Annotated in this window: 22 protein-coding genes and 1 pseudogene; 9 read left to right on the forward strand and 14 right to left on the reverse strand. The window is 71.5% G+C overall.

The genetic code is table 11. The features are described 5' to 3' along the window. Window positions 1-286 precede the first annotated feature (286 nt). A pseudogene (locus G3576_RS32790) lies at window positions 287-2,176 on the reverse strand (helicase-related protein); the annotation flags it as partial. A 229-nt stretch (window positions 2,177-2,405) separates the two neighbouring features. Here G3576_RS32790 and G3576_RS22580 point away from each other — a divergent pair. Then, on the forward strand, window positions 2,406-2,750 hold the full coding sequence (locus G3576_RS22580) for a hypothetical protein (protein ID WP_164696734.1): 345 nt from the start codon (window positions 2,406-2,408) through the stop codon (window positions 2,748-2,750). 41 nt (window positions 2,751-2,791) lie between these two features. Then, window positions 2,792-3,934, forward strand: coding sequence for an MFS transporter (locus tag G3576_RS22585; RefSeq protein ID WP_164696735.1), 1,143 nt, complete (start codon window positions 2,792-2,794; stop codon window positions 3,932-3,934). Here G3576_RS22585 and G3576_RS22590 read toward each other — a convergent pair. The 5 genes from G3576_RS22590 to acnA form a co-directional block, all read right to left on the reverse strand. After that, the gene (locus G3576_RS22590; RefSeq protein WP_164696736.1) at window positions 3,921-4,697 is read right to left on the reverse strand and encodes a metallophosphoesterase family protein; all 777 of its coding nucleotides are present in this window, start codon (window positions 4,695-4,697) and stop codon (window positions 3,921-3,923) included. The two genes, G3576_RS22585 and G3576_RS22590, sit on opposite strands and share 14 nt — an antisense overlap. 2 nt (window positions 4,698-4,699) lie before the next feature. After that, window positions 4,700-5,653, reverse strand: a complete 954-nt coding sequence (locus tag G3576_RS22595) for a diacylglycerol/lipid kinase family protein (protein ID WP_164696737.1) — start codon at window positions 5,651-5,653, stop codon at window positions 4,700-4,702. A gap of 40 nt (window positions 5,654-5,693) precedes the next feature. After that, window positions 5,694-6,029 carry a type II toxin-antitoxin system RelE/ParE family toxin gene (locus G3576_RS22600; RefSeq protein ID WP_164696738.1) on the reverse strand — a complete coding sequence of 112 codons (336 nt, stop codon included), beginning with the start codon at window positions 6,027-6,029 and terminating at the stop codon, window positions 5,694-5,696. Next, entirely contained in the window at window positions 6,026-6,295 is a 270-nt protein-coding gene (locus G3576_RS22605) for a ribbon-helix-helix domain-containing protein (protein WP_164696739.1), read from the reverse strand. Before G3576_RS22605 ends, G3576_RS22600 begins: the two co-directional genes overlap by 4 nt. Window positions 6,296-6,561: 266 nt before the next feature. After that, window positions 6,562-9,258, reverse strand: a complete 2,697-nt coding sequence (acnA, locus tag G3576_RS22610) for an aconitate hydratase AcnA (RefSeq protein ID WP_164696740.1) — start codon at window positions 9,256-9,258, stop codon at window positions 6,562-6,564. Between the two features lie 171 nt (window positions 9,259-9,429). On the opposite strand from acnA, the gene ccmA reads away from it, so the two are divergent. The 5 genes from ccmA to G3576_RS22635 all read left to right on the forward strand — a co-directional run bounded on the left by ccmA (window position 9,430) and on the right by G3576_RS22635 (window position 14,993). Continuing rightward, on the forward strand, window positions 9,430-10,020 hold the full coding sequence (gene ccmA / locus G3576_RS22615) for a heme ABC exporter ATP-binding protein CcmA (RefSeq protein ID WP_164696741.1): 591 nt from the start codon (window positions 9,430-9,432) through the stop codon (window positions 10,018-10,020). Next, window positions 10,017-10,676 (forward strand): heme exporter protein CcmB, encoded by a 660-nt coding sequence (ccmB, locus tag G3576_RS22620; protein ID WP_164696742.1) that lies wholly within the window; start codon window positions 10,017-10,019, stop codon window positions 10,674-10,676. The genes ccmA and ccmB overlap by 4 nt, the downstream gene beginning before the upstream one ends. Window positions 10,677-10,863: 187 nt before the next feature. Further along, a complete protein-coding gene (locus G3576_RS22625; protein WP_164696743.1) occupies window positions 10,864-12,519 on the forward strand; it encodes an HlyD family secretion protein in 1,656 nt (551 codons plus the stop codon). Continuing rightward, the gene (locus G3576_RS22630; RefSeq protein WP_164696744.1) at window positions 12,516-14,513 is read left to right on the forward strand and encodes a glycosyltransferase; all 1,998 of its coding nucleotides are present in this window, start codon (window positions 12,516-12,518) and stop codon (window positions 14,511-14,513) included. The genes G3576_RS22625 and G3576_RS22630 overlap by 4 nt, the downstream gene beginning before the upstream one ends. A gap of 99 nt (window positions 14,514-14,612) precedes the next feature. Then, window positions 14,613-14,993 (forward strand): hypothetical protein, encoded by a 381-nt coding sequence (locus G3576_RS22635; RefSeq protein ID WP_164696745.1) that lies wholly within the window; start codon window positions 14,613-14,615, stop codon window positions 14,991-14,993. Here the strand turns inward: G3576_RS22635 and G3576_RS22640 are convergent. The 5 genes from G3576_RS22640 to trxB form a co-directional block, all read right to left on the reverse strand. Continuing rightward, window positions 14,983-15,846 carry an isocitrate lyase/PEP mutase family protein gene (locus G3576_RS22640; protein ID WP_164696746.1) on the reverse strand — a complete coding sequence of 288 codons (864 nt, stop codon included), beginning with the start codon at window positions 15,844-15,846 and terminating at the stop codon, window positions 14,983-14,985. The genes G3576_RS22635 and G3576_RS22640 overlap by 11 nt on opposite strands. A gap of 99 nt (window positions 15,847-15,945) precedes the next feature. Next, entirely contained in the window at window positions 15,946-16,404 is a 459-nt protein-coding gene (locus tag G3576_RS22645; RefSeq protein WP_164696747.1) for a BLUF domain-containing protein, read from the reverse strand. 14 nt (window positions 16,405-16,418) lie between these two features. After that, a complete protein-coding gene (locus G3576_RS22650; protein WP_164696748.1) occupies window positions 16,419-18,785 on the reverse strand; it encodes a bifunctional diguanylate cyclase/phosphodiesterase in 2,367 nt (788 codons plus the stop codon). Window positions 18,786-19,220: 435 nt separating this feature from the next. Next, a complete protein-coding gene (locus tag G3576_RS22655; RefSeq protein WP_207622991.1) occupies window positions 19,221-20,129 on the reverse strand; it encodes a LysR family transcriptional regulator in 909 nt (302 codons plus the stop codon). Window positions 20,130-20,255: 126 nt separating this feature from the next. After that, window positions 20,256-21,236, reverse strand: coding sequence for a thioredoxin-disulfide reductase (gene trxB / locus G3576_RS22660; RefSeq protein ID WP_164696749.1), 981 nt, complete (start codon window positions 21,234-21,236; stop codon window positions 20,256-20,258). A 152-nt stretch (window positions 21,237-21,388) separates the two neighbouring features. Here trxB and G3576_RS22665 point away from each other — a divergent pair, with 152 nt between their 5' ends. Continuing rightward, a complete protein-coding gene (locus G3576_RS22665; RefSeq protein ID WP_164696750.1) occupies window positions 21,389-21,883 on the forward strand; it encodes an Lrp/AsnC family transcriptional regulator in 495 nt (164 codons plus the stop codon). Then, window positions 21,880-23,193: a hypothetical protein gene (locus tag G3576_RS22670; protein ID WP_164696751.1), complete on the forward strand. Its 1,314-nt coding sequence runs from the start codon at window positions 21,880-21,882 to the stop codon at window positions 23,191-23,193. Before G3576_RS22665 ends, G3576_RS22670 begins: the two co-directional genes overlap by 4 nt. Here the strand turns inward: G3576_RS22670 and G3576_RS22675 are convergent. The 3 genes from G3576_RS22675 to greA form a co-directional block, all read right to left on the reverse strand. Next, window positions 23,180-23,650, reverse strand: a complete 471-nt coding sequence (locus G3576_RS22675) for a GFA family protein (RefSeq protein WP_207622992.1) — start codon at window positions 23,648-23,650, stop codon at window positions 23,180-23,182. The genes G3576_RS22670 and G3576_RS22675 overlap by 14 nt on opposite strands. After that, complete coding sequence (locus tag G3576_RS22680; protein WP_235952362.1) at window positions 23,650-24,900, reverse strand: threonine ammonia-lyase; 1,251 nt, start codon at window positions 24,898-24,900, stop codon at window positions 23,650-23,652. The genes G3576_RS22675 and G3576_RS22680 overlap by 1 nt, the downstream gene beginning before the upstream one ends. A 133-nt stretch (window positions 24,901-25,033) precedes the next feature. Beyond that, window positions 25,034-25,507: a transcription elongation factor GreA gene (gene greA, locus G3576_RS22685; RefSeq protein WP_164696752.1), complete on the reverse strand. Its 474-nt coding sequence runs from the start codon at window positions 25,505-25,507 to the stop codon at window positions 25,034-25,036. Window positions 25,508-25,599: the final 92 nt, after the last annotated feature.

Here is a 25,599-nt window from a genome sequence, read left to right on the forward strand (position 1 = left end):
GCCCGCGCGGGGTGTTCGGGTCGGCCGGCGCCGGCAGCGGCACTTCCGGCAGCGTCACCGCCACCAGGCCGGGATTGGGCAGCAGCGGCGTCGGGATGTTGCGGCGCAGCGCCCAGAGCTGGGCGCGCAGCTGCATGGCCCGCGGCTTGAGCACATCCGGCAGATACAGCGCGTAGCGCCCCGCCCGGATGCCGATGGCCTTGAGCCGCGTCCGCAGCTCCGCCGGCACTTCCCGGTCGGTCGCCCCGGGGGCGAGGCCCATATTCTCCCGCAGCCGGAAGGCGGGGCCGCGCAGCGTGTTGTCCTCGGCGGCCTTGGCCTCCATGGCCTCCAGCCCGCCGAGCTCCTTCTTCACCAGCCCTTCGAGCCAGAGCGCCAGCTTGGCGCGCACCCGTTCCCGCTGCGTGTTGTCCAGGAATTCGGTCGCCAGCACGTCCACATGCGGCTTCAGCGGCTCCGGCCCCGGGCGCAGCCGCGCCACCTCCGCGCCATCCCACATGATCCGGTGCTGCGGCGTCAGGGTGAAGGCCTCGTCCTTCGCCATTTCCAGCGCGGCCAGGCGGCGCGGCATCTCCTCCCGCAGCGCGCGGCGGGCGGCGCGGAGCACGAGGCGCTTCTCCTCCTCCTTCGTCGCATCCGGGTCGGGATGGAAGTGGAAGCCCTGCACCTTGCCGACGGTATGGCCCTCGACCAGCACGTCGCCCTGGCGGGTGACGGCGGAGAGCAGCTCCTTCTCCGTGTCGTCCAGGCTGCGGATCAAATGCGCGGCGCGGCGATCGACGAAGCGGGCGATCAGCCGCTCATGCAGCGCGTCGCTCACGGCCTCCTCGGCCCGACGGGCCTCCGCCTGCTGCGTCTCCGCATCGGCGATCCAGTCGGCGCGGGCGGCGATGTAGGACCAGATGCGGATATGCGCGAGGCGCGCCATCAGCGTGTCGAGGTCGCCCTCCACATTGCCGAGTGCCGCGATGTTGCCCGCGACCCAGTCGGTCGGCAGCCGGCCTTCCTGCGCCAGGTGGCCGAAGATCTTGCCGCAGAGCCTGGTGTGGCTGTCATCCGACATCTTGCGGAAGTCGGGCACCTGGCAGGCTTCCCACAGCAGCCGCACGCGGGCACGGCCCTGGGCGAGGCCCCGGATATCGGCCTCCCGCGACAGGGCGTTGAGCGTGATGTGGTCCACCGCGTCGTTGCCCTTGGCCAGGCCCGGCTGGGGCGGCGGCGCGGCCAGGCTGTCCAGCAGCCCGTCGATGCTGGCGAAGTCGAGGTCGCTGTTCCGCCAGGCGATCTGCGACAGCGCCTCGAAGTGATGGCCCTCGATCTGATGCGCCAGTTCATCGGGCAGAGGCGGGCAATCGGCCGTGGTGCCGAAGCTGCCATCGCGCATGCCGCGGCCGGCGCGGCCGGCGATCTGCGCGGCCTCCTGCGCATTCAGCGCGCGCAGGTTGTGGCCATCGAATTTTCTCAAATCGGCGAAGGCGACATGGTCGACATCCATGTTCAGGCCCATGCCGATGGCGTCCGTCGCCACCAGGAAGTCCACTTCCCGGTTCTGGTACAGCGCCACCTGCGCGTTGCGCGTCCGGGGGCTGAGGCGACCCATCACCACGGCGCAGCCCCCACGACGCCGGCGCACGGCCTCCGCGATCGCATAGACCTCGGTCGCGCTGAAGGCGACGATGGCGGAGCGCGGCGGCAGCTTGGTCAGCTTGGCCTGGCCGGCATGGGTCAACTGGGAGAGGCGCGGGCGCGTCTCGATCTCGGCCTGGGGGACCAGGCGCTGCAGCAGCGGCCGGATGGTCTCGGCGCCCAGGAACATCGTCTCGACCAGGCCGCGGGCATGCAGCAGGCGGTCGGTGAAGATGTGGCCGCGATCCGCATCGGCGCAGAGCTGGATCTCGTCCACCGCCACGAATTCCGCGCGGCGGTCGAGCGGCATGGCCTCCACCGTGCAGGCGAACCAGCGCGCCTCCGGGGGGACGATCTTCTCCTCCCCGGTGATGAGGGCGACGTACTTCTCGCCCTTGGCGGCCACCATGCGATCGTAGTTCTCGCGCGCCAGCAGGCGCAGCGGGAAGCCGATGATGCCGGAGGCATGCGCCAGCAGCCGCGTGATGGCGAGGTGGGTCTTGCCGGTATTGGTGGGGCCGAGCACAGCGCGGACCCGGGGTGCGAACATCTGGCCGTGTGACCTTATCGTATCGGACATCGTGTTGGTCGGCATGGTCCGTGGGGGAGAAGACGGGTGGCACGCCGCCGCGGGCTTGGCAACCTTTGGCCCGGTAAGGAGGCATCGCCGCCTCCCCCTGGCGCGATCGGCGCCCCGGCAACGAAGCGTCAATCTTCCTGCGCCAGCCTGGGCTCCTGGCCGGTCCCCCCGCCGCGCCACCCGGGGCAGGAGGCCCTGCATGACCGATCCGCGAGGCCGGGCCACGCCGCCCGGGCGGGCTACCCTGCTGGCCGGGCTGGCGCTGGCCATGCTTGGCGTGATGCTGCTGGTGCTGGCGGTTGGCGCCGTGCCCGGCGAGGTGGTGGACGAGGCGACGGCCGGCGTGGAACAGGCCGAACGCCTTGCCTTGACGATGCTGGCCTGCGGCGTCGCCGCACTGGCCATCCTGGCCGGCATCGCCGCCCTGGCCCTGGACCGCAGCCTGGAGGCGCCGCCGGACAGCCGCGGGGGGCTCGCGATCTCTCCCGCGCGGACCGACCCCCTGCCGCGCGCCCGGATCGAAGCGCTCCGAAAGGCGGCCTGAGCCCCTTCCGCCCCCGGCCCGCAGCCGTCAGGTTGCGGCCCGTGACCCTCGCTGCCCGCCATGCCCTGATCTTCGCGACGCAATTCGCCGCGGTCGGCGTCATCCTGCCCTTCCTGCCGGCCGTGCTCGCCGGGCACGGGCTCTCCGCCGAGGAGGTGGCGGTGGTGCTGGCGGTGGGATCGGCCGTCCGCCTGGTGGCCGGACCGCTGGGTGGGCGGATCGCCGATGCGCTGGGCCATGCGCCGGCGGTGCTCTCGGCCTCGGCGGCCATCGCGGCGCTGGCGGCCTGCGGCTTTCTGCTGCCGGCAGGTTTTCTCGGGTTGCTGGTGGTGCAGGCCGTGCACAGCGCCGCCATCGCGCCGATCGTGCCGTTGACGGATGCCGTCGCCGTGACGGCGGCCCGTGGCCGCCCGGGCTTCGACTATGCGCGGGTGCGAGCGGCCGGGAGCATTGCCTTCATCGCCGCGGCGCTGGCGGGCGGCCAGGCGGTGGCCATGGCGGGCACCCAGGGCGCGGTGGTGCTGCTGGTGCTGTGCCTGGCCGGGACGGCCGGTGCCGCCCTGCTGCTGCCGCGCGCGCCCGTGGCCGCCCGCGCGGCGCCGGGCTGGGCGGGCTTCCTCGCGCCGCTGCGCACCCCCGCCTTCCGGCGCCTGCTGGCGGTCTCCGCGCTCATCCAGGCGAGCCATGCGCTCTACTACGCCTTCGGCACGCTGCACTGGCAGGCGGCGGGGCTGGGGGCGGGACTGATCGGCGCCCTCTGGGCCACGGGGGTGGTGGCGGAGGTCGCGCTGTTCCTCTGGGGCCGCGGCATCGTCGCGCGGCTCGGCCCCACGGGGCTTTCGGTGGCGGCCGCGGCGGCGGGCGTGCTGCGCTGGGGCATCACGGCCGTCACGGTCGATCCGCTGTGGCTCTTCCCGGCGCAGGTGCTGCACGCCGCCACCTTCGGCATGCAGCACCTGGCCGCCATGGCCGTGCTGGCCCGCATCGTCCCGCCATCGGAGGCCGCGACGGCGCAGACCCTGCACGCGGCACTCGGCGTCGGGCTCTGGATGATGCTGGTGACGCTGGCCTGCGGCCCGGCCTATGCGGCGCTGGGTGGGGCAGGCTTCTGGGGGATGGCGGCGCTGTGCCTGGCCGCGGTGCCGGCCGCGCTGGCGCTGGGGCGCAGCCTCAGGACGCCGTGACGGGGGCGGGTGCGTCCTGCCAGGCGGTGCCGTCCCAGACCCGCGTCGTGACGCGTGCCTGGCCATCCTGCACGGTGATGCGGTTATAGGCGTTCGGCGTGCCGCGCAGCCGGACCGAGGTCGCGGTCGCGGCCTGCACCAGCAGCATCCCACGCTCCCCCACCGGGCGGATGTCGCCGAGGTGGAGGTGCCCCGTCAGCACCAGCCCCACGCCATGCCGCGCGAAGGCTTCCAGCGCCGGCGCCGCATTGCCGACCAGCCGCGCCGCGGGGGCGAGTGCCGGTGCCACGAAGGGGTGGTGGGCAACGACGATGCGGAAACGGCCTTCCGGCAGCGCCGTCAGCTTCGCCTCCGCCCTGGCGAGGCGGGAGCGGGAGACGCGGCCCCGCGCCCAGTTGAGATAGAGCCCGCCCCGCCGGGCGGTGTTGAGGCCCACCACCGCGATCTCCTCATCGATGAAGACGGGCTCCGTCTCCGGCCCCACATGCCGGCGCCAGCGGCCATAGGGATCGGTGAAGCGCTCGATCACGTCATAGGGCGTCATGTCGTGGTTGCCCGGCACCGCCAGCATCGGGACGGGGATGGTGCGCAGGAAGGTCATGGCGGCGATGAACTCCCGGTGCCGCGCCTGCTGCGTCAGGTCGCCGGAGACCGCCAGCAGGTCCGGCGGGTTCAGCGCCAGGTCGGCCGCCAGCGCGGCGACGACGGAGGGATCCTCCGCCCCGAAATGCAGGTCGGAGAGATGGGCGATGCAGCGGGCCATGCTCAGGCGATGGCGGCGCCGGGCGGCAGGGCCTCTTCCACCGGCGCATCCACCGTCACCGGTGCCGCGCGCGGCGCGATGACCCGCAGCGCGCCGGGATGGCTGCGATAGACGAGGGGAGGGGGCAGCAGCACCGCCTCCCCGTCATTCATCACCCGCAGCGCCGTGCGCGGCGCATGGATGGTCACGGTGCCGGCGGCGCGTTCATGCACCAGCCGCGCGCCGCGCCAGGTGCCGAGGAACATGCCGACCATGAGCCGCACCCACCACCATGCGCCGTAGCGCCGCGCGACATAGAGCCCGAGTTCCCCGGCATCCAGCCGCGGCTTCGCCATGACCTGGCCGAAGCCCTCCGCATAGCGGTTGTTCGCGACTGAGAGCGCGCGGGTCCAGAGCCGCACGGCCCGCCCGCCATCGAGCGAGACGCTGAGCCGCATCGGCCGGTGCTTCCATTCCGACCGCAGCGCGGCAAGCGCGAAGGCGATGCGGGTGCGCAGCGAGGCACGGCCGCGGTGCTTCTCCCGATGCCGGCCGAGCCAGGAGGGGGAGCCGATGACGGAGGAGCAGAGGAAGTAGTGGCCATTCACCTCCGCCACGTCGATCTCGCGGATGGCGCCATGGGCCAGCGCCTCCGCCGCCTGGTCGAGCTCCAGCGGGATGCCGAGATCCTTGGCCAGCATGTTCATGGTGCCGAGCGGCAGGATGCCGAGCGCGGTGGGGCCGCCCATGAGCCGCGCCGCGGCGGCGGCGATGGTGCCGTCGCCGCCGCCCACGACCACCGCATCGGCGCCATGGGCGACGGCGGCGTCGAGCCGCGCGAGCAGGCCTTCCGGCATGTCCGGGATGAGCTCGGCCTCGAGCCCCGCGGCGGCGAGGTGCCGTGCCACTTCCTCCGCGATCTGGTCGCGGCCGAGGGCGGTGCCGGAGGCGGAGTTGATGACGACGGCGATGCGCATGGCGGCCGTAACGGCCGCGGGTGCGTCGGGTTCGATCGCCTCAGGGGGTGAGGTGCTGCGTGGGGTCCATGGCGGCGTGGAGGATGCGGAGGATGGCGATGCCGTCGCCTTCCCTGACGTAGAAGAGGATGTGGGGGGAGGCGCCCCGCCTGCGGGCGGCGATCCAGACCGGGAAGGCCCGGAAGCCCTCGGCGATGTCGCGGCGGTCGATGGTGCCGATGCGCTCGGGCTCTCGCGCGATCTGCAGGGCGGCGCGGTGGATCAGGGCGGCGTAGCTGTCGTGCTGGATGGTGCCGAACTGGCGCAACGTGTGGCGCAGGATGGCGCCGAGGTCCTCCGCCGCCGGCGCGGCAAGCCGGTATCCAGCGGTCGTCACGCGATGCGTTCGGCCTCGGCGCGCACCTGGCGGGCGATGTCCAGGACGCTGAAGTCCGAGAACTGCCCTGCATCGGCCTCGATCGCGCCGCGGCGGACCTCGCGGCGGAGGGTTGCCAGCTTCTCGCCATGCACCTGGTTTTCCTGGCGCAGGACGAAAAGCGCGTCGCGCAGTGCGGCGCTGGCGTCGGGGTAGTCGCCCCGCGCCACCGCTTCCTCGACGAAGCGGGCCAGGGGTTCGGTGAGTTCCACGGTCAGGCTCGGCATCGCGCCCTCCTCCGCCGCCAGTGTCCCGAAGCCGGGCGGGCGGTGTCAACGCAGATGGCGCGCCGCCCCCGCATGCGAAAGGGGCGCGGCCCCTGCGGACCGCGCCCCTTCCAACTCGCGGCACCGACGAAACCCGTCCGTGCCCCACCCCCTGGCTGCCCCCCGATGCCCTGCCGCGGCTTCGCCGCGGCAGGCGGTGCCGACCCCACAGGATCGGTGCCCATCCGGGGCCCCCATGGCGACGCCGGAGGCGTCGGCATGGGGAATCAGGCCGCCTTGGCCATGCCCCGCAGCACGTAGTGCAGGATGCCGCCGTTCTTGTAGTACTCGACCTCATCCGCCGTATCGACGCGGCACATCAGCGTCGTCGTGTGCGTCGTGCCGTCCGGGCGATGGATCACCATCGTCACGTCCATGCGCGGCGACAGGTTCTCCACGCCCAGCAGGTCGATCGTCTCCGCGCCGGTGATGCCGAGGCTCTTGCGGTCCTCGCCATTCTTGAAGACCAGCGGCAGCACGCCCATGCCGACCAGGTTGGAGCGGTGGATGCGCTCGAAGCTCTCCGCGATCACGGCCTTGGCGCCCAGCAGGAAGGTGCCCTTGGCCGCCCAGTCGCGCGACGAGCCGGTGCCGTATTCCTTGCCGCCGAAGATCACGAGGGGCACGCCCTCGTTCTTGTACTTCATCGCGGCGTCGTAGATCGGCATCACCTCGCCCGAGGGGTGGTGCTTGGTGACACCACCCTCGGTGCCCGGCGCCAGCTCGTTCTTGATGCGGATGTTGGCGAAGGTGCCGCGCATCATGACTTCATGGTTGCCGCGGCGGGCGCCGTAGCTGTTGAAGTCGGCCTGACGGACCTGGTGTTCCAGCAGGTAGTCGCCCGCGGGGGAGGTCTTCTTGATGGAGCCGGCCGGGGAGATGTGGTCGGTCGTGATGCTGTCGCCGAGGCTCGCCAGGATGCGCGCGCCGGTGACGTTCTGGATCGCGGCCACATCCATCGTCATGCCCGTGAAGTAGGGCGGGTTCTGGACGTAGGTGGAGCCGGAATTCCAACGATAGGTGTCGCTGTCCGCATCGACGCGGATGGCCTGCCACTGCGCCGGTCCCTTGAAGACGTCGCCGTAGCGTTCCATGAACATCTTGCGGGTGACGACGGCGTGGACGGTGTCGTTCACCTCCTGCGTCGTCGGCCAGATGTCCTTCAGGTACACCGGCTGGCCGTCGCTGCCCGTGCCGATCGGATCGGTGGACAGGTTCAGCTTCACCGTGCCGGCCAGCGCGTAGGCGACGACCAGCGGCGGCGAGGCCAGGTAGTTGGCGCGGACATTGGCGTGCACGCGGCCTTCGAAGTTGCGGTTGCCGGACAGCACGCTGGCGACGACCAGCTTGTTGTTCTCCACCGCATCCACGATCGCATCCGGCAGCGGGCCGGAATTGCCGATGCAGGTCGTGCAGCCATAGCCGACCGTCTGGAAGCCGAGCGCATCGAGGTCGGCGGAGAGGCCGGCCTTGTCGAGATACTCGGTCACCACCTGGGAGCCGGGCGCCAGCGAGGTCTTCACCCAGGGCTTCGGCTTCAGCCCCTTGGCCCGCGCCTTGCGGGCGACGAGGCCGGCGGCCACGAGGACATAGGGGTTGGAGGTGTTGGTGCAGCTCGTGATCGCCGCGATCACGACATCGCCGTGGCCGAGGTCGTAGTTGGCGCCATCGACGCCGACGCGGAGATCGGCCTTGTCGCCCGGCACGCCCATCGTCCCCGCCGCCAGATCCTTGGCGAAGGAGGTGGCGACGTTGGACAGCGCCACGCGGTCCTGCGGCCGCTTCGGCCCGGCCATGGAGGGCTCGACCGTCGAGAGGTCGAGCTCCATCGTGTCCGTGAAGACGGGGTCGGGCGTCGTGGCATCGCGCCACATGCCCTGCGCCTTCGCGAAGGCTTCCGTCAGCGCAATGCGGTGCTCGTCGCGGCCGGAGATGCGCAGGTAGTCGATGGTGGTCTTGTCCACCGGGAAGAAGCCGCAGGTGGCGCCGTATTCCGGGGCCATGTTGCCGATCGTGGCGCGGTCGGCCAGCGGCAGTTCATCGAGGCCGGCGCCGTAGAACTCCACGAACTTCCCGACGACGCCCTTCTTGCGGAGCATCTGCGTCACCGTCAGCACCAGGTCGGTGGCGGTGATGCCCTCACGCAGCTTGCCCGTCAGCTTGAAGCCGATGACGTCGGGGATGAGCATGGCGATGGGCTGGCCGAGCATCGCGGCCTCGGCCTCGATGCCACCCACGCCCCAGCCCAGCACGCCGAGGCCGTTGACCATCGTCGTGTGGCTGTCGGTGCCGTAGCAGCTGTCCGGGAAGGCGTAGGTGTCGGGGCCGTCCTGCGACGTCCAGACCACCTGCGCCAGGTATTCCAGGTTCACCTGGTGGCAGATGCCCGTGCCCGGCGGCACGACGCGGAAATTCGCGAAGGCGGACTGGCCCCAGCGCAGGAACTCATAGCGTTCGCCGTTGCGCTCGAACTCGATGTCCACGTTCTTCTGCAGCGCGTCCTTGCTGCCGGAGACGTCGACCATGACGGAGTGGTCGATGACCAGGTCCACGGGAACCAGCGGGTTCACCTTGCGCGGATCGCCGCCGAGCTTGTCCAGCGCATCGCGCATCGCGGCCAGGTCCACCACGGCCGGCACGCCGGTGAAGTCCTGCAGCAGGATGCGGGCGGGGCGGAAGGGGACTTCCTTGGTGGAGCTGCCCTTCTCGAGCCAGCCGGCGATCGCCTTGGCGTCGTCCACCGTGTAGCTGCGCCCGTCCTCGAAGCGCAGCACGTTCTCCAGCAGCACCTTCAGGCTGTAGGGCAGGCGAGAGATGTCGCCGATCTTGGCCGCCGCCTCGGGCAGGCTGAAGTAGTTGTAGTCCTTGCCGTCCACCGTGAGGGTACGGCGGGTCTTCAGGCTGTCCTGCCCGATCATCCGCATGGTCCGGTTATCCCCGTCGTGGCACCGGGACCGGTGCGACCCCGGAAACGGGGCGCCTTCCGCCGACCCAGGCGCGGTTTCGCCCGCGGCGCTTTCGCGACCGCAGCATTGGGCTTAAACCACAGGGAAGGGGGCCGGTCCATCCGGTGCGGCGGGGTTGAAGGGGCGCTGATGCTGGAAGGTCGGGACCTCGCCTGCTGGCGGGGGGAACGCGCGGTCTTCGCCGGCCTGTCCTTCACGCTGCCGCCGGGCGGCGCGCTGCTTCTCGTGGGCGCGAATGGTGCGGGCAAGTCATCCCTCCTCCGGTTGCTCGCGGGTCTCGTGCCTCTCGCGGAGGGCGAGCTGCTCTGGCAGGGGCAGGATGCGCTGGCGGACCGCGTGGCCCATGCCGCCAGGCTTCGCTACCTCAGCCACCAGGATGCGCTGAAGCCGTCCCTGAGTGCGCGGGAGAACCTCTCCTTCTTCGCCCGGCTCTGGGGCGGGGATACGGAGGCGGCGCTGGATTCCGTCGGGCTGTCGGACCTCGCGGAGCTGCCGGCGCGGGTGCTGTCTTCCGGCCAGAAGCGCCGGCTCGCGCTGGCCAGGCTGGCGCTGGCGCCGGCGCCGCTCTGGCTGCTGGATGAGCCGACGGTCGGGCTGGACGCGGCCTCGGTGGACCGGCTGGGGGTTCTCCTGGCCAAGCATCGCGCGGCGGGCGGCGCGGTGATGGCGGCGACACACCTGCCGCTTCCCCTGCCGGGCGCGCAGGAGCTGCGCCTGTGAAGGGCTTCACGGCCGTGCTGGGGCGGGAGGTGCGGCTGGCGCTCCGCCACCCCGGCGATGCGCTGGCGGCGGTGCTGTTCTTCATCCTGGTCTGCGCGCTCTTCCCCTTCGGCATCGGGCCGGAACCGCAGACCCTGGCGCGCATTGCGCCGGGCGCGCTGCTGGCCGCCGCCCTGCTGGCCGCGCTGCTGCCGCTCGACCGGCTCTTCGGGGCGGAAGCGGAGGACGGGTCGCTCGACCAACTCCTGCTCTCCGGCCTGCCGCCGGCCCTGCTGGCCACCGCCAAGGCGGCCGGCCACTGGGTGGTGACGGGGCTGCCGCTGCTGGCGGCGACGCCGGTCGCCGCCGCGATGCTGAACCTGCCGGTCGAGGCCTGGGGCGCGGCCATGGCGGCACTCGGCCTTGCCACCGCCATCCTGTCGCTGTTCGGCACGGCGGGCGCGGCGCTGACGCTGGGCGCCCGGCGCGGCGGCGTGCTGCTGCCCCTCCTGGTCCTGCCGCTGTCCATCCCCGCCGTCATCTTCGGCGCCGCCGCCATCGAGGCCGCGGCCGGCGGCATGGAGGCGCGGCCCTACCTGCTGCTGCTGGGCGCGTTGCTGGCCCTGGCCGCGCCGCTGGCGCCCCTCGCCGCCGGGGCCGCGCTTCGCGGGGATTGATCCCGGAAGCCTGCAACCGGCAATTGCTTGCATGCACGATTTTGTGAATTTAGATTGAAGGTCGGGCCAAATCGCTTGGTCCTATCTCAATTTTGAGGTTGCGCCGGCGGGGCGGGACGCCGTAGCGCCACCCGAGGCATGAGGGGTGCCACCCCGGATGAGGTTGTGGGGCAAGCCGCACGGCAGCGTGCGGACGCCGCAAGCGGAACCGGGCTCGGCGGCGGATGACGCCGCGCCGGGCGTCGGTCCCGCGCGCGCCTCGCGATTCCCCTGGCAGCCGGCCGGCGCGGTGACGCGCCGGGCGGAGCCGGTGGCGCCCCGCGCCCGCCCTGCCGCACCCGCGCTGGTCGCGGTGCAAGACGCAGCCGCCCCCGCCTTTACCGATGTGCCGCCGCCCGCCGCCGCGGCGCCGCCTGAACCCCCGGTTCCGCAAGCGCCCGCCCCGCACGCCCGCCCCTGGCGGGATGCGGCGGAACGGCTCATCCACCGGCTTGACCCGCCGAGCCTCGCGGAGCTGCGCGCCCATTGGCCGGCCTGGACGCTCCGCGCCGTCACCTATTCCGGCGCCATCCTGCTGGCGGGCAGCCTGCTGCTGGCGACGCTGCCGCCCCTTCTGTCCGACACCTCCACCCGGGCCGTGGTGAATGCTCCGATCGCGCTGGTCACGGCGCCGATCGATGGCGAACTCGACCGCCTGCTGGCCCAGCCCGGGGAGGCGGTGGGCCCCGGCCAGGTGCTGGCGCATCTGCGCAACGAACGACTCGACCGGTCCACGCTGATCGGGCTGCAGAACCAGACGGCCGGCACCCGCGTCGCGCTCACCGGGCTCGAACAGCGCCTCGCCATCGCCGAATCCTGGGTCGTGACGCTGGAGGCCGCGCTTTCCACCCACCGCGCGCATGCCATGCGCATGGCGGAGGAAGGCGAGCGCGAGGCCCGCGCCAAGGCCGCCGCCGCGGCATCGGCGGTCGCGGAGCAGGCGGCGCTCGCCAACCGCCAGCGCATCCTCCTCGAACGCGGCGTGGTCACGGAGACCGTCCACCGCATCGCCCAGATGCGGGAGCGTGGCGCGCGGGAGGAACTGATCGCCGCCGAGGCGACGCTGGCGCGGCGCATCGCGGAGCGAATCGCCGTCGAGACCGGCAGCTATGTCGGTGATGGCCAGGGCGCGCTGGGCGCGCTGGTGGAACGGCGCCGGGACACGATCCTCGAGATCAACCGCATGCGCGTCGAACGCCAGCAGCTCATGACCAGCCTGGCCAGCCTGGAGGCGCAGACGCGGGTGGAGGAGGAGCGCTTCAACCAGCAGCGCGCCGCCCAGGCCGTCTCCACCAATGGCGGCCATGTGCTGCGTGCCTTCGCGAGTCCCGGCCAGCGGCTCGCGGCCGGCGACACCATCGCGGGCACGGTCGAATGCGGCCGCGCCTTCGTCGTTGCCATCTTCTCCGTCCGCCAGGCGCATCGGCTGGGCCTCGGCACGCCGGTGCGGATCGAGGCGGATGGCTGGCCGGACACGCGCCAGGGCGTGGTGGTGCAGGTGCTGCCGCGCACCACGGACCGCGTGGATACCGGCTACGCCGTGCCCTTCCCGCCGATGGAGCGGCGGGAAATGTACGTCCTGGTCGAATTCGACGACCGGTCGCCGCGGCGCTGGTCGCGCGGCTATGAAAGCCGGCTCGCCCCCTCCGTCCCCTGCGACATCGGCCGCTGGGTCAGCGTGGAGGTGGATGGCAGCTTCTTCGGCGACGTCACCACCACCGCCTGGCGCTGGACGCGCGGGCTGATGGCGACCCTGTTCGGTCGGGCGGAAGCCTCCACCGCGCGGGAAACCGCCTCCCGTTGATCACCGGCGCGCCCTGGGACCTGCAGGCGGCGCTGTCCTGGGGGGCGGGCTTCGCGCTCGCCGCGGTGCTGCTGGCGCTGCTGCTGGACCGCGCCCGGCCCTTCGACCGCGTGCTGTTCACGGGCTGCGCCATGCTGCCCATCCTGGTCTACCTGCACTGGCGCATCACCCAGACGCTGCCCGCCTTCGACATCGCCTTCGAACCGCTCTGGGCGCGCTTCTTCCTGGTCTTCGAGAGCATCTCCATCGCCTATACGCTCGGCGCCGCGCTGATCATGACGCGCTGTTCGGCGGCGCGGGTGCGGGCGCAGGCCGATGCGGCGGAGGCGCTGCTGGCCCGGAGCGGCGACTGGCCTTCCGTCGACATCTTCATCTGCACCTACAACGAGAAGCTGGAGGTGCTGGAGAAATCCATCGTCTCCGCCCTGGCGCTCGACTACCCGAAGGATCGCTTCACCGTCTGGGTGCTGGACGACACGCGCCGCGCCTGGCTGCGGGACTATTGCGAGGAGGTCGGCGCCCGCTACCTCACGCGCCCCGACAACAAGGGCGCCAAGGCGGGCAACCTCAACAGCGGCTACCGCCAGACCGCTTCGATCACGGGCGCGCCGCTGATCCTGGTGCTGGATGCGGATTTCGCGCCGCAGCGGCAGATGCTGAAGCGCATGGTGGGGCTGTTCCTGGATCCCAAGGTCGGCGTGGTGCAGACGCCGCAATTCTACTTCAACCCCGATCCCATCCAGCACAACCTCGGCATCACCGGGTCCTGGGTGGATGACCAGCGCGTCTTCTTCGACCTGTTCCAGCCCGCCAAGGATGCCTGGGGCTGCGCCTTCTGCGTCGGCACCGGCTTCATCGTGCGCCGCGACCTGCTGGACCGCATGGGCGGCTTTCCCGAAGGCGCGGTCAGCGAGGACATCTACCTCACCTACTCGCTGCTCCGCCGTGGCTACGAGACGCGCTGGCTGAACGAACGCCTCTCCATCGGCCTCTCGGCGGAGGACATGGCGGAATACTGCACCCAGCGCGCGCGCTGGTGCCTTGGCACCATCCAGGTGGCGCTGCTGCGCGATGGCCCCTTCGTCGGGCGCGGCTACAGCATCGGCCAGCGCCTGCACTACCTGCACGGCATGCTGCACTGGCTGTCCAAGCCCTTCCTGCTGCTGCTGCTGCTCGGCCCCGCCATCTACTGGGTCTTCGGCGTGCCCGCCTTCCAGGCGGACCATGTGGATTTCGTGACCTACGGCGTCCCCGCGCTGGCCTGCTTCTGGATCCACAGCGCCTGGATCTCGGGCGGAAGGTCGCTGCCGCTCTTCACAGAGGTGTCGCACGCCGTCGCCGCGCTGCCGGTGACGATGTCCCTCATCGCCGCCGCCATCCGTCCCTTCGGCCGGCCCTTCAAGGTGACGGCCAAGGGGCGGTCGCGCACCGCCATGACCTTCAACCGCGGCTTCGCGCTGGGCTTCGGCGCCATCCTCGCCGCCAATCTCGCCGGCATCGCCTGGTCGCTGATCGGCCCCGACAATCCGGTGGAGGTTGCGGCGGAGGATGTGATGAACATCGTCTGGGCCTCCATCGCCATCGTGCTGGCGCTGGTCTGCCTGCTCGTCTGCTGCGAATTGCCGCGGCCGCGGGGGGAGGAGCGGTTCGAGGTGAAGTGGCGCCTGCCGGGCCTCCTCGTGGAGGATTGCTCCGTCACCGGCGCCAAGCTCCGCTTCGACGATCCCGCCGCCGCGCCCGCCACGGGGACGATGATCGACCTGGTGCTGCCGGAGGCGGGGGCGGTGAGGGGGGAGGTGGTGCGCCAGGGCGCGCCCGGCGTGGTCGGCGTCGCCTGGCGCGTCGATGCCGCCACGCGGCGGCGCCTCATCGCCGCGCTCTTCTCCCGCGCCCCCGACAATGTCGCGCGTGCCGGGCGCCTCGGCGTCGCGCTGCGGGGCCTCTGGCGTCGCGTGCGCAATCCCGATGGCAGGGTGGCGATTCGCGGGGGCTGAGGGGAACCCGGCGCTTCGCCTTGCGTCTTGCCTCACAACACCGCGTGAGGCGCCATCATGCCGTTCAGGGGGAAGCCGCCGGGGTCCGGATCAGGGGAGATGTCGCGCCGCACCGCGGCGCTGCGCCCCGCCATCGCGCTCGATCCCGCCGCCGCCACCCGCGCCCGGTCGCTCCGTCGCCAGGGGATGGAGGCCGAGGCCATCGCCGCCCGCTTCGGCGTGGCGGTGGAGGAGGTGGAGAAGGCGCTGGTGCAGATGCGGTCGCCGCGGCCGGAGACCACGCGCGGCACGCTCAACGTCACGCTGGATGCGCATCGCCTGGTGATGGCGGAGCGCCGCGGCGACGAGCCGCTGTGGCGCACCATGGACCGGCTGCTGGACGAATTGCTGCGGCTGCGCGCCGCCGCCGCCCGCCGCGCGGCACCCCGGAGGCGGGACAAGCCGCCGCCGGCGCTGCCGCTGCTTGACCCTACGCGCTGACGATGAAGGGCTTCGCCGCCTCGTCATAGGCGCCGTAGCCCAGCGTCGCCTGGTGGACCGCCGGCGGCAGCGCGAGCTCGCTTGCCGCCTTGCCGGCCTGCAGCGCGGCCAGCCCGGACTGGATGCCGGCGATGACCGGGGAGAGCATGGCCGTCGGATAGGTGCCGATCCTGATGCCGATCTGCTCCGCCAGCGTCCGGTCGGGGATCAGGCGGTTGCCACCGGGCGAGAGCACGGCGAAATGCGGCCGGCCCCTGGAGGCCTCGACGGCGCGGCGGAACTCGGCCTCGTCCGCCGGGCTGTCGAGGAAGAGGATGTCGGCGCCTTCCTCCACATACATCTCGATCCGCGCCACGGCCTCGTCGATGCCGCGTGTCGGGCGGCAATCCGTGCGGGCCAGCACCAGGATGCCGCTTTCCTTCGCGGCCTGCACGGCGGCGCGGATCTTCATCCGCGCCTCCTCCCGCGGGATGCAGGGCTTGCCGGCGGCGGTCAGGGCACGGGGCGTCACCTTGTCCTCGATCAGCACGGCGGCGGCGCCGGCGCGGCCATAGGCGGCGACGGTGCGCTGCACGTTCATGGCGTTGCCATAGCCATGGTCGCCATCGGCGAGGATGAGCGTGTTTGGCGCGGCGTTGCGCACCATGGTGAAGCTGTCGAACATCTCCCCGAAGGAGATCAGGTCGAGGTCCGGCCCGCCGAGCCGGCTGGCGGCGACACAGGAGCCCGAGAGGAAGGCCGTCTCGAACCCGGCTTGCGCGGCGAGGCGCGCCGAAAGCCCGTCCCACACCGCCGGCATGGTGACGAGGCCGGGCTTGGCCAGCAGGGCACGCAGGCGATCGGGCGGGGTCATGGCGCTTCCTCCTGGGTCGTTGCCAGGAGGCTAGCGCCGGGCCGCCATGGGTCCAAGCGCGCCAGCGCGGAAAACACGACGGCTGCGGCGCCGCCCCGATCACACAGCCAGCGCGTCGGCCGCCTCATGCTCCGCCCTGCGCGGTCCCCGTGGGCCGTTGGCGATCAGGCGCCGGATCTGCGCCGCGATGCTCTCCAGCGCCGGGTCCGGCGCCGCGGGATGCCGCGACCGCTCGATGGGATCTTCCGCCAGATAGGCCAGTTCCCAGGATCCGAAGCAACGCTCCGCCACCGGCACGAATTCGATCAGCTCGAACTCCGAGTGTCTGAGGTCGCCGCTGATCCGGTCGTAGGTCTCCTCGAGCCCCGCGAGCGGTCCCTCGAGCACCTGGATGAAGGTTCCGCCGCTTCGCACCAGCGCGCCGGTCAGGGTCGCCTCGGCATTGCGCCGGCGCGACCTCTCGACGATGCGGGCGAGTTCCTGGTCGACCTGGTCGGGCGTGCCCGGGATGGCGACCGTGCTGCGGTAGATCAGGCGGAACAGGGCGATCTGCGTCATGGGGGCCTCCTGGCTCATGCGGCGCGGGGTTGGGCGAGCATGGCCTGCGCGGCCTCGGCCGGCAGCGGGCGGCCGATCAGGTAGCCCTGTGCCTGGTCGCACCCTTCCGCGCGGATATGCGCAAGCTGCTCCGCCGTCTCCACCCCCTCCACGGTCGTCTCCATGCGCAGGCTGCGGCCGAGGCCGATGATGGCGCGGATGATCGCCGCGGAATCGCCGTTGCTGGTGATGTCGCCGACGAAGGAGCGGTCGATCTTGATCTTGTCGAAGGGGAAGCTGCGGAGGTAGCTCAGCGACGAGTAGCCGGTGCCGAAATCATCCATGGAGATGCGCGCGCCGAGCGCCTTCAGCTGCCGCAGCGTCTCCAGCGTGGCATCGCTGCCCGTGAGCAGCACGCTCTCCGTGATCTCGAGCTCGAGCCGCTTCGGATCGAGGCCCGCGCTCATGCAGGCGGAGCGGACGACCTCGACGAGCCCCGGGCTGCGGACCTGCACCGGCGAGAGATTGACCGAGATCGTGGCCGGCGTCGCCCAGCCCGCCGCTTCCCGGCAGGCTTCCCGCAGCACCCATTCCCCGATGGGCACGATCAGCCCGGTTTCCTCCGCGAGCGGGATGAAGTCCGCCGGGGAGACGATGCCGCCCTGCGGATGCCGCCAGCGGATCAGCGCCTCGAAGCCATTGATGGTCTCGCTGTCGAGCGAGAGCTGCGGCTGATACAGCAGGTGGAACTGTCGCATCGTCATCGCCGTCCGCAGCTCGACCTCCAGCAGGCGCCGGCGCTGCATGCGCGTATCCATCTCCTCCTCGAAGAAGCGATAGGCGCCGCGGCCATCCGACTTGGCGCGGTAGAGTGCGAGGTCGGCGTTGCGCATGAGCGTGGCCGGGTCGGCGCCATCCTGCGGGAAGAGCGCGATGCCGATGCTCGTGCCGATGTTCAGGACATGGCCGTCCACCACGAAGGGCCGGGCCAGCAGCTCCACCAGGCGCTCGGCGAGGCGCGTGGCGGCTTCAGGCTGCGTCGGCTCGAACTGCACCACCATGAACTCGTCGCCGCCCTGCCGGCTGACCAGGTCGCCGGCCCGCAGCGCGTTGCGCAGCCTTGCGGCCGTCTTGCTGAGAAGGACGTCGCCCACCGCATGGCCGAGGGTGTCGTTGACCGCCTTGAAGCGGTCGAGGTCGAGCGCGAGCATGGCGAAGGGGCCACCATGCCGTCCCCGCAGGTCCAGGGCGCGGGTCAGTTCCGTGGCGAGGCCCGCGCGGTTCGGCAGGCGGGTGAGCGGGTCATGATGCGCGAGGAAGCGGATCCGCTCCTCGGCGCGGCGCCGGTCGCGCAGGTCGCGGATCGCGATGACGCGGCGCGTGGACCCGGCATGCTGGAAGGGGCGGGAGACGACCTCGACCGGGATGGCTTCGCCACCATTGGCCAGCAGCTCGAGCTCCTCGGTGCCACCATCGCCCCGCAGCAAGGCCGCGATCGCCGCTTCCGGACGAATGATCTCCCGCAGGGGGCGTCCGGTGAACCAGGGCATGTCGTGGCCCGTCAGCAGCTGCACGCTGCGATTGGCCGTCACCACGGCATCGCCGTCGCAGAGCAGCAGCCCTTCCACCGCCGCATCCACCAGGCTGCGCGTGCGCGCTGCCTCCGCCAGCTCGCGCTGCCCCTCGCGCACGGCGAGTCCGGCGGCGGCGAGCCCGATCAGCAGGATGGCGAGGGCGCCAAGGCCGACGAACGGTGCCAGCCACCCCGCGCTGAGCGCGCCATCGGGCAGCGCGGCGGCCGCGTCGGGCAGCACCAGCACGGCCGACATGCCGGTGAAGTGGAGCGCGCAGATGCCGGCCGTGAGCAGACCCGTTCCGGCCAGCCGGCCGGCCCGGCCGGGATGCAGGGCGGCGGCCCAGAGCGCCGCCATGGGCAGCGCCGCGCCCAGCACGACGGAGGCGACGACGGCCGGCCAGTCCCACACCATGTCGCCGGCCAGGCGATAGGCGGACATGCCGAGATAGTGCATCGCCGCGATGCCGAGCCCTGCCAACCCGCCCGCGACGGCCGCCCGCAGCCCGCGGCTCCCGGCTGCCAGGGCGAAGGCGGGGTAGGCGATGGCGATGACCAGGACGAAGGAGGCGACGGTCCGCAGTGGCTCATAGCCGGCCGGCACGCCGGGCTCGAAGGCCAGCATGGCCAGGAAATGCGTCGCCCAGGCCGAGATGCCGGCGGCGACCGCGGTGCCGGCCAGCCACCTTCGCCTTTCCCTGCCACTACGGCCCGACGCCTGTTGCAGCAGCACGAAGGTCGCGTAGCAGCCGAGGACACAGATCGTCGCCGCAGCCGCGACGAGTGCAATGTCATGCTGATCGACTACGCAGTTGTAGATGCGCAGCACTGGTGTCCCCATCCGATGTTCACGTCATGAGGACGGCAGCGACATTGACCCTTTGTGAATCCTGGCTGTCGGCGGCGGCGGCTCTCGCGGGGGTGATGGGAGGCCGGGACGAGGCAGGAGCCCGGAAAAAAAGAAGGCCGCCTGCCCGTGGGGGCGGCGGCCTAGTCAAACAGGGAGGCTTCACGTCTGGGAGACGAAGGGGTTCGGGAGAGTGTCCCGAGTGACCCTGAGACAGCGTCGCCGCCGTCACACCCCCAACATAGTGCTGCGCTGCGGCATGGAGGATTGGTGAATTGGCGGTATCCGACATGCATGCAACGCATGGGTAAGCGGGAGGCCTGCGTGTTTGGAAAAATACCAGTGAGTTTTCTCGGGATGTGGTATTTTGATGCTGGAAAACGCCGACATCCCACGCCATGAGGCGTCGGCGAGCCCTCAGCTCGCCGCGCTGGCCCGCAGCGGCGCCGCCAGCTCCGCCACCAGGAAGTCCCGGAACACCGCCACGCGCTTCGAATGGCGCAGCTCCTCCGGATAGACGAAATAGGCCTCGATCCGCGGCGCCTTCAGCTCCGGCAGCACCTGCACCAGCCCGTCCAGCTCCTCGCCCATGTAGTCCGGCAGGGCGGCCAGCCCGAGCCCGCTGCGCACCGCGGCCAGGATGCCGGGCAGGGAGTTCATCTCCAGCACCGCGCGGCGGGAGGAGCCAGGGCGGCGCCCGGCCTCGCTCAGCCAGTTCACGCTCTCCACCGGCGGGCGATAGTCGCCATAGACGATCATGCGATGGGCATCGAGGTCCTCGGCCCGCTGCGGCATGCCCGCCGTCTTCAGGTAGTCCGGCGCGCCGCAGACCCGCCAGCCGAAGGTGCCGAGGTTGCGCTGGATGAGGTCGGGCTGCCGCGGCGGGTGCATGCGGATGGCCACATCGGCCTCCCGCATCGCGAGATCCAGGTCAGCATCGTCCAGCAGCACCGTCAGCGTGACATCGGGGTGCATCGCCATGAAGCGGCGAAGGCGTGGCGCCAGCCAGACGCTGCCGAAGCCGGTGGTGGTGGTGACCTTGAGCCGCCCGGTCGGTCTTTCCCGGCTTTCCGTCAGCAGGGCCTCGGTCATCGCCAGCTTGGCGAAGACCTCCCTGACCGCGCGGTTCAGCGTCTCCCCCTGCTCGGTGAGGATGAGGCCCCGCGCATGGCGATGGAACAGCGGAACCTGCAGCGCCTCCTCCAGCGCCTGGATCTGGCGCGAGACGGCGGATTGGGAGAGGTTGAGCGTCTCCCCGGCATGGGTGAAGGACCCGGCCTCGGCGACGGCGTGGAAGACCCGCAGCTTGTCCCAGTCCAGCGGCATGCCCGCGCGCTCTCCCAGCTCTCGATTCGGCGCGCAGGCTGCCATGCAATGATGGCGCTTGAGTAGGCTTAGCCTGACATCGGCGACAGGTTTTTTCCATACCCCCGTCAGGCGGGGGCTAAACGATCAATCCCAGGCGGCCAGGGCCGGCGCATCGGCTGGCACATGGGCCAGGAACTTCTCCGCCTCCAGCGCCGCCATGCAGCCCGTGCCGGCCGCCGTCACCGCCTGGCGGTAGATCCGGTCCTGCACATCCCCGGCGGCGAAGACGCCGGCGATGCTGGTCTGGGTCGTGCCGGGCTTCGTCACGATGTAGCCGTCCCCGTCCATGCAGACCTGGCCCTTGAACAGCGCCGTCGCCGGGTCATGCCCGATGGCCACGAAGAGCCCATGCACCGCCAGCTCCGACCGCTCCCCGGTCTTCAGGTTCCGGAGCGCCACGCCGCGCGCCACAGGCACGCGGCCGGAGGGATCGGCCAGCACGCTCTCCACCGCCGTGTCCCAGAGGCAGGTGATGTTCGCCTTGGCGAAGAGGCGCTGCTGCAGGATCTTCTCGCTCCGCAACGAGTCGCGCCGGTGAATCAGCGTGACGTGCCGCGCCAGGTTCGAGAGGTAGAGCGCCTCCTCCGTCGCGGAGTTTCCGCCGCCGACCACGGCCACGTCCTTGCCGCGATAGAAGAAGCCGTCGCAGGTCGCGCAGGCGGAGACGCCGAAGCCCGACAACTCCTTCTCCCCGGGAATGCCGAGCCACCGCGCCTGCGCGCCGGTCGCGATGACCAGCGCTTCCGCCACATAGGTCACGCCGCTGTCGCCCAGGCAGCGGAAGGGCCGGCGGGAGAGATCGACGGAGGTGATCACGTCCTGCTCAATCCGCGCGCCCACATGCAGCGCCTGCGCCTGCATCTGCTCCATCAGCCAGGGCCCCTGGATCGGGCCGGCAAAGCCGGGAAAATTCTCGACATCCGTCGTGATGGTGAGCTGTCCGCCCGGCTGCATGCCGGCCACCACCAGCGGCTCCAGCCCCGCGCGGGCGGCGTAGATCGCGGCGGTGTAGCCGGCGGGGCCGGCGCCGAGGATCAGCAGGCGGGTGGCAATGGTCTGGGACACGGGCGGGGAATCCGTTGCGGTCGGGGTCTTGGGGCAAGGATATCGGCGCCCGGGCGCGAATGCTCAACCTCCCCCCGTTTGGCCATCTTGCGGACACGGTTCAACGCAAGGATATTGCGCGCATAACGCTGACCGGGACATTTCACCGCGCCATGACGGACGCCGCTGCCCAGGACATCGACCAGGTCGACCGCCACATCCTGGCGGAGCTGCAGGGCGATGGCCGGATGACCAATGTGGAACTGGCGCGCCGCGTCGGCCTTTCCGCGCCGCCCTGCCTGCGCCGCGTGCGGCGGCTGGAGGAGCAGGGGGTGATCCGCGGCTACCATGCGGACCTCGACCCCCATGTGCTGGGCTGGGAGATCACCTTCTTCGCCCTGGTGGGGCTGGAGACGCAGAAGCAGGCCGTGCTGGCCGCCTTCGAAGCCATGGTCTGCGAATGGCCGGAGGTGCGCGAATGCCACATGATCCGCGGCGGCGGCGACTTCATGCTGCGACTCGTCGCCCGCGACACCGCGCATGAGAACCAGCTGACCGCCCGGCTGACCGGCGCGCCCAACGTGCTGCGCGTCCAGACCTTGCAGACCATCCATACCGCCAAGGACCAGACCGGCGTGCCGATCGACCGGGAAGGCGCCGCGGGGTGACCTGGCTGCGCCGTGCCTTGCTGGCGCTCGCGCTGCTGCTGCCCGCGGCGGCGGGGGCGGAGGTCGCGCCGGCCGATTGCCCCCCCGGCCTGCCAGCCGGCACCACCTGCCTCCGCGGCCAGGATGCGAACGGCGCCTGGCTGCTGCTGGCGCGCCCCGCCAACTGGCATGGCGGCCTCGTCACCCACATCTTCGGCGGCCCCCGCATGGCGCCGCCTGGGCGCGAGACGACCGACGAGGACCTGATCCGCTACCAGGAATTCCTGGCGGAGGGCTGGGCCTGGGCCTCCTCCAGCCGCCGGCGCGAAGGCTTCGGCCTGCGCCGCGCCGGCGAGGATACGCTGGCCGCGACCCGCGCCGCGGAGGCCGCCTTCGGTCGCCCGCGTCTGAGCGTCCTGCACGGCCAGTCCTGGGGCGGCGCCGTCGCCGCCAAGGCGATCGAGACGCTGAACGAGCCGGACGGGGAGGGGCGCCGCCCCTGGCAGGCGGCGCTGCTGACCTCCGCCGTGCTGGCCGGCCCGACCCGCGCCTATGACATGCGCGTCGACCTCCGCGCCGCCTTCCAGGCGGTCTGCGGCACCCATCCAAGGCCGGAGGAGCCGCAATACCCCGTGACGCTCGGCCTGCCGCAGGGCCAGGCGATGACGCGGGAGGCGCTGATGGACCGCTACCTCGCCTGCACCGGCGCCGATCTGGCGCCGGAGGCGCGGACGCCGGCGCAGCGCCAGGCGCTTTCGGACCTCTCGGCCGCCAGCCGCATCACCGAATGGGCAATCCCCGGCCATCTGATGTGGGCGACGACCGTCTTCGCCGACATCGCCTGGCGGATGTTGGAGGGGCGCAGCGCCTTCGGGAATGCGGGGGTGCGCTACAGCGGCACCAGCGACGACGCCGCCTTCAACGCCCGCGTACCGCGCATCACGGCCGATCCCGATGCGCGGGCGAAACTCGCCGCCGATGGCGACCCGACCGGCGCCATCGCCATCCCGGTGCTGACGCTCCACGGCATCGCCGACAGCACCGTCTTCGTGGAGCATGAGGCCGCCTACCGCGCCACGCTGGAGGCCGCCGGCACCGCGCATCTGCTGGCGCAGGTCTTCGTCGATGACGGGGAGCACAACAAGCTCTCCGCCGCGCTCTACCCCGCCGCGCTGGCCGCCCTGGCCGACTGGGCGGAGACGCGCCGTCGCCCCACGCCGGGCGAGGTGCGCGGCCGCTGCGAGGCGCTGCGCGCGCGCTATGCCGGCGAATGCCGCGTACTGTCCGGCTACACGCCGCCGAGTTGGGAGTCGCGGGTCAATCCCCGCTGAGCACCGCCTGCCGCCGCGCCAGGCTTTCCGCCGGCCAGTATTCTTCCCGGTCGTAGTATTCCGCCATCGCCGGAACGCCCGGCGGCAGCACCACCCAGGGCTGCTTCGAACTGGTGAAGATGTGGATGTCGGGCGGGCAGGAATCCGGATCCTCCAGCGTGCCCACGCGGAGGAAGGCGAAGCGGGGGCCGGCGCCGGGATAGTGGCTCCACAGCGCCACGCGGCAACTCGGGCAACGCATGATCTTCTGGCCGCGGCCGCTGTTCGATGGCGTATCGACCATCTCCGGCGCATCGGCGGTCAGGACGATGCGGTCGGTCTCGATCATCGCGTTGATGGCGAAGGCCGATCCCGTCTCCCGCTGGCACCAGCGGCAGTGGCAGCCATGGACGAAGAGGGGCTTCGACGTGACCTCGTAGCGGATGCGGCGACAGGTGCAGTGCCCCCGCATGGCCATCAGCCCCGCCGCACCACGTAGGACGCCGCCTGCAAGGCCGCGATGATGGCGTTGCCCTGCGCGCCGTCGCGCACCTCCACCATCAGGTAGAGCTCCGTGGACTGCACCGTCGGCGCACCGAAGAGCTGCTGGTGGTTCACCTCGATGACGTTGCCGCCAAGGGCGGAGATGCGCGCCGCGATGTCGGCCAGCATGCCGGGGCGGTCGGGGATGTCGAAATGCAGGCGCAGGATGCGGCCATCCCGCAGCAGCTGGCGCAGCAGCACGTTGGACAGTGCCCGCGCATCGATGTTGCCGCCACAGACGGGGATGCCGACGGCCTTGCCCGCGAAGCGCTCGGGATAGGCCAGCACGGCCGCGAGCCCCGCGGCGCCGGCGCCTTCCGCCACCAGCTTGGCGCCCTCGGCCAGCATGGCGATCGCCTGTTCCACCGCGCGTTCCGGCACGACGAGGACCTCCGTGCCCAGGCGCTTCAGCATGGCGTAGGGAACCTCGCCGACGTCGCGTACCGCGATGCCCTCGGCGACGGTCGGACCGCCCACGGCCACGGGTTCACCGGCCAGGCGCTGCGCCATGGCAGGATATCCCTCGACCTCCACGCCGAAGACCTGGATGCCGGGGCGAAGTTCCAGCGCCGCCGTGGCACAGCCCGCCAGCAGCCCGCCGCCGCCCACCGGGATCGCCAGCGCGTCAAGCTGAGGAAAGTCCTCCAGCATCTCCAGCGCCGCGGTGCCCTGGCCGGCAATGACACCGGGATCGTCATACGGGTGGACGAAGGTCAGGCCATCGCGCAGCGCCAGCTCATGCGCATGGGCCGCGGCCTCCGCCAGCGTCTCCCCATGCAGCACCACCTTGGCGCCCCAGCCTTCCGTCCGCGTCACCTTGGTGGCGGGGGTGAAGCGCGGCATGACGATGGTGGCGCTGATCCCGGCGAGCGAGGCGTGGCGCGCCACCGCCTGGGCATGGTTGCCGGCCGACATGGCGATGACGCCGGCCGCCTTCTCCCGCGCCGTCAGCAGCGCGATGCGGTTGGCGGCACCCCGTTCCTTGAAGGCGCCGGTGGCCTGCAGGTTGTCGAGCTTCAGATGGATGGTCGCACCCGTCGCGCGCGACAGCGCGTCGCAGCGGATGGTCGGCGTGCGGATGACGGCGCCCGCAATCCGCGCCGCCGCCGCGCGCACATCCGCCAGCGTGAGGGAGGCGGGAGCCGGATGCTCCATCACCGGAGCGATCGCGCGGACGGGCGACATGGTCGTAACCTTATCCCAACGGCCTTGTCGCGTGACCGCTCAAGGCCCCTCAGAGTTCGTGCCGGCGGCGCGACTCACGCTCGGCCGCGCCCAGCCGGGCGCTCGGGCCGGTCAGCTGACCGGCCCGCCGGTATCAGACGAAGCGCACGCCCGCGATCTCATAGACCCGGGCGCCGCCGGGCGCCGGGACTTCCACGCTGTCGCCGACCTTCTTGCCGATCAGCGCCTTGGCGAGCGGCGAGGAGATGGAGATGGAGCCCTTCTTCATGTCGGCCTCGTGCTGGCCGACAATGCGGTAGGTCTTCTCGTCCTCCGTCTCCTCATCCACCACGGTCACATGCGCGCCGAAGCGGACCTGGTTGCCGGAGAGCTTGGAGGTGTCGATGACCTCCGCGGAGGGGATGACGGATTCGAGCTCGGCGATGCGGCCTTCGATGAAGGACTGCTTCTCCCGCGCCGCGTGGTACTCCGCATTCTCGGACAGGTCGCCATGGGCCCGGGCCTCCGCGATGGCGCGGATGACGGCGGGGCGTTCCTCGGCCTTGAGCTGACGGAGTTCCTCCTCCAGCCGGGCGAGACCTTCGGCGGTCATGGGGAACTTCTGCACGTCGCGTCTATCCTCCAGGCAACTGACAGCGGTGACAGACCAGCGGGCCCTGCCTGGCCCTGCACCGATCCGCCAGCGGTGCCAGGCCCGGC

Origin of the sequence: Falsiroseomonas algicola, from assembly GCF_011040385.1 — a bacterium.
GTDB lineage: Bacteria > Pseudomonadota > Alphaproteobacteria > Acetobacterales > Acetobacteraceae > Falsiroseomonas > Falsiroseomonas algicola.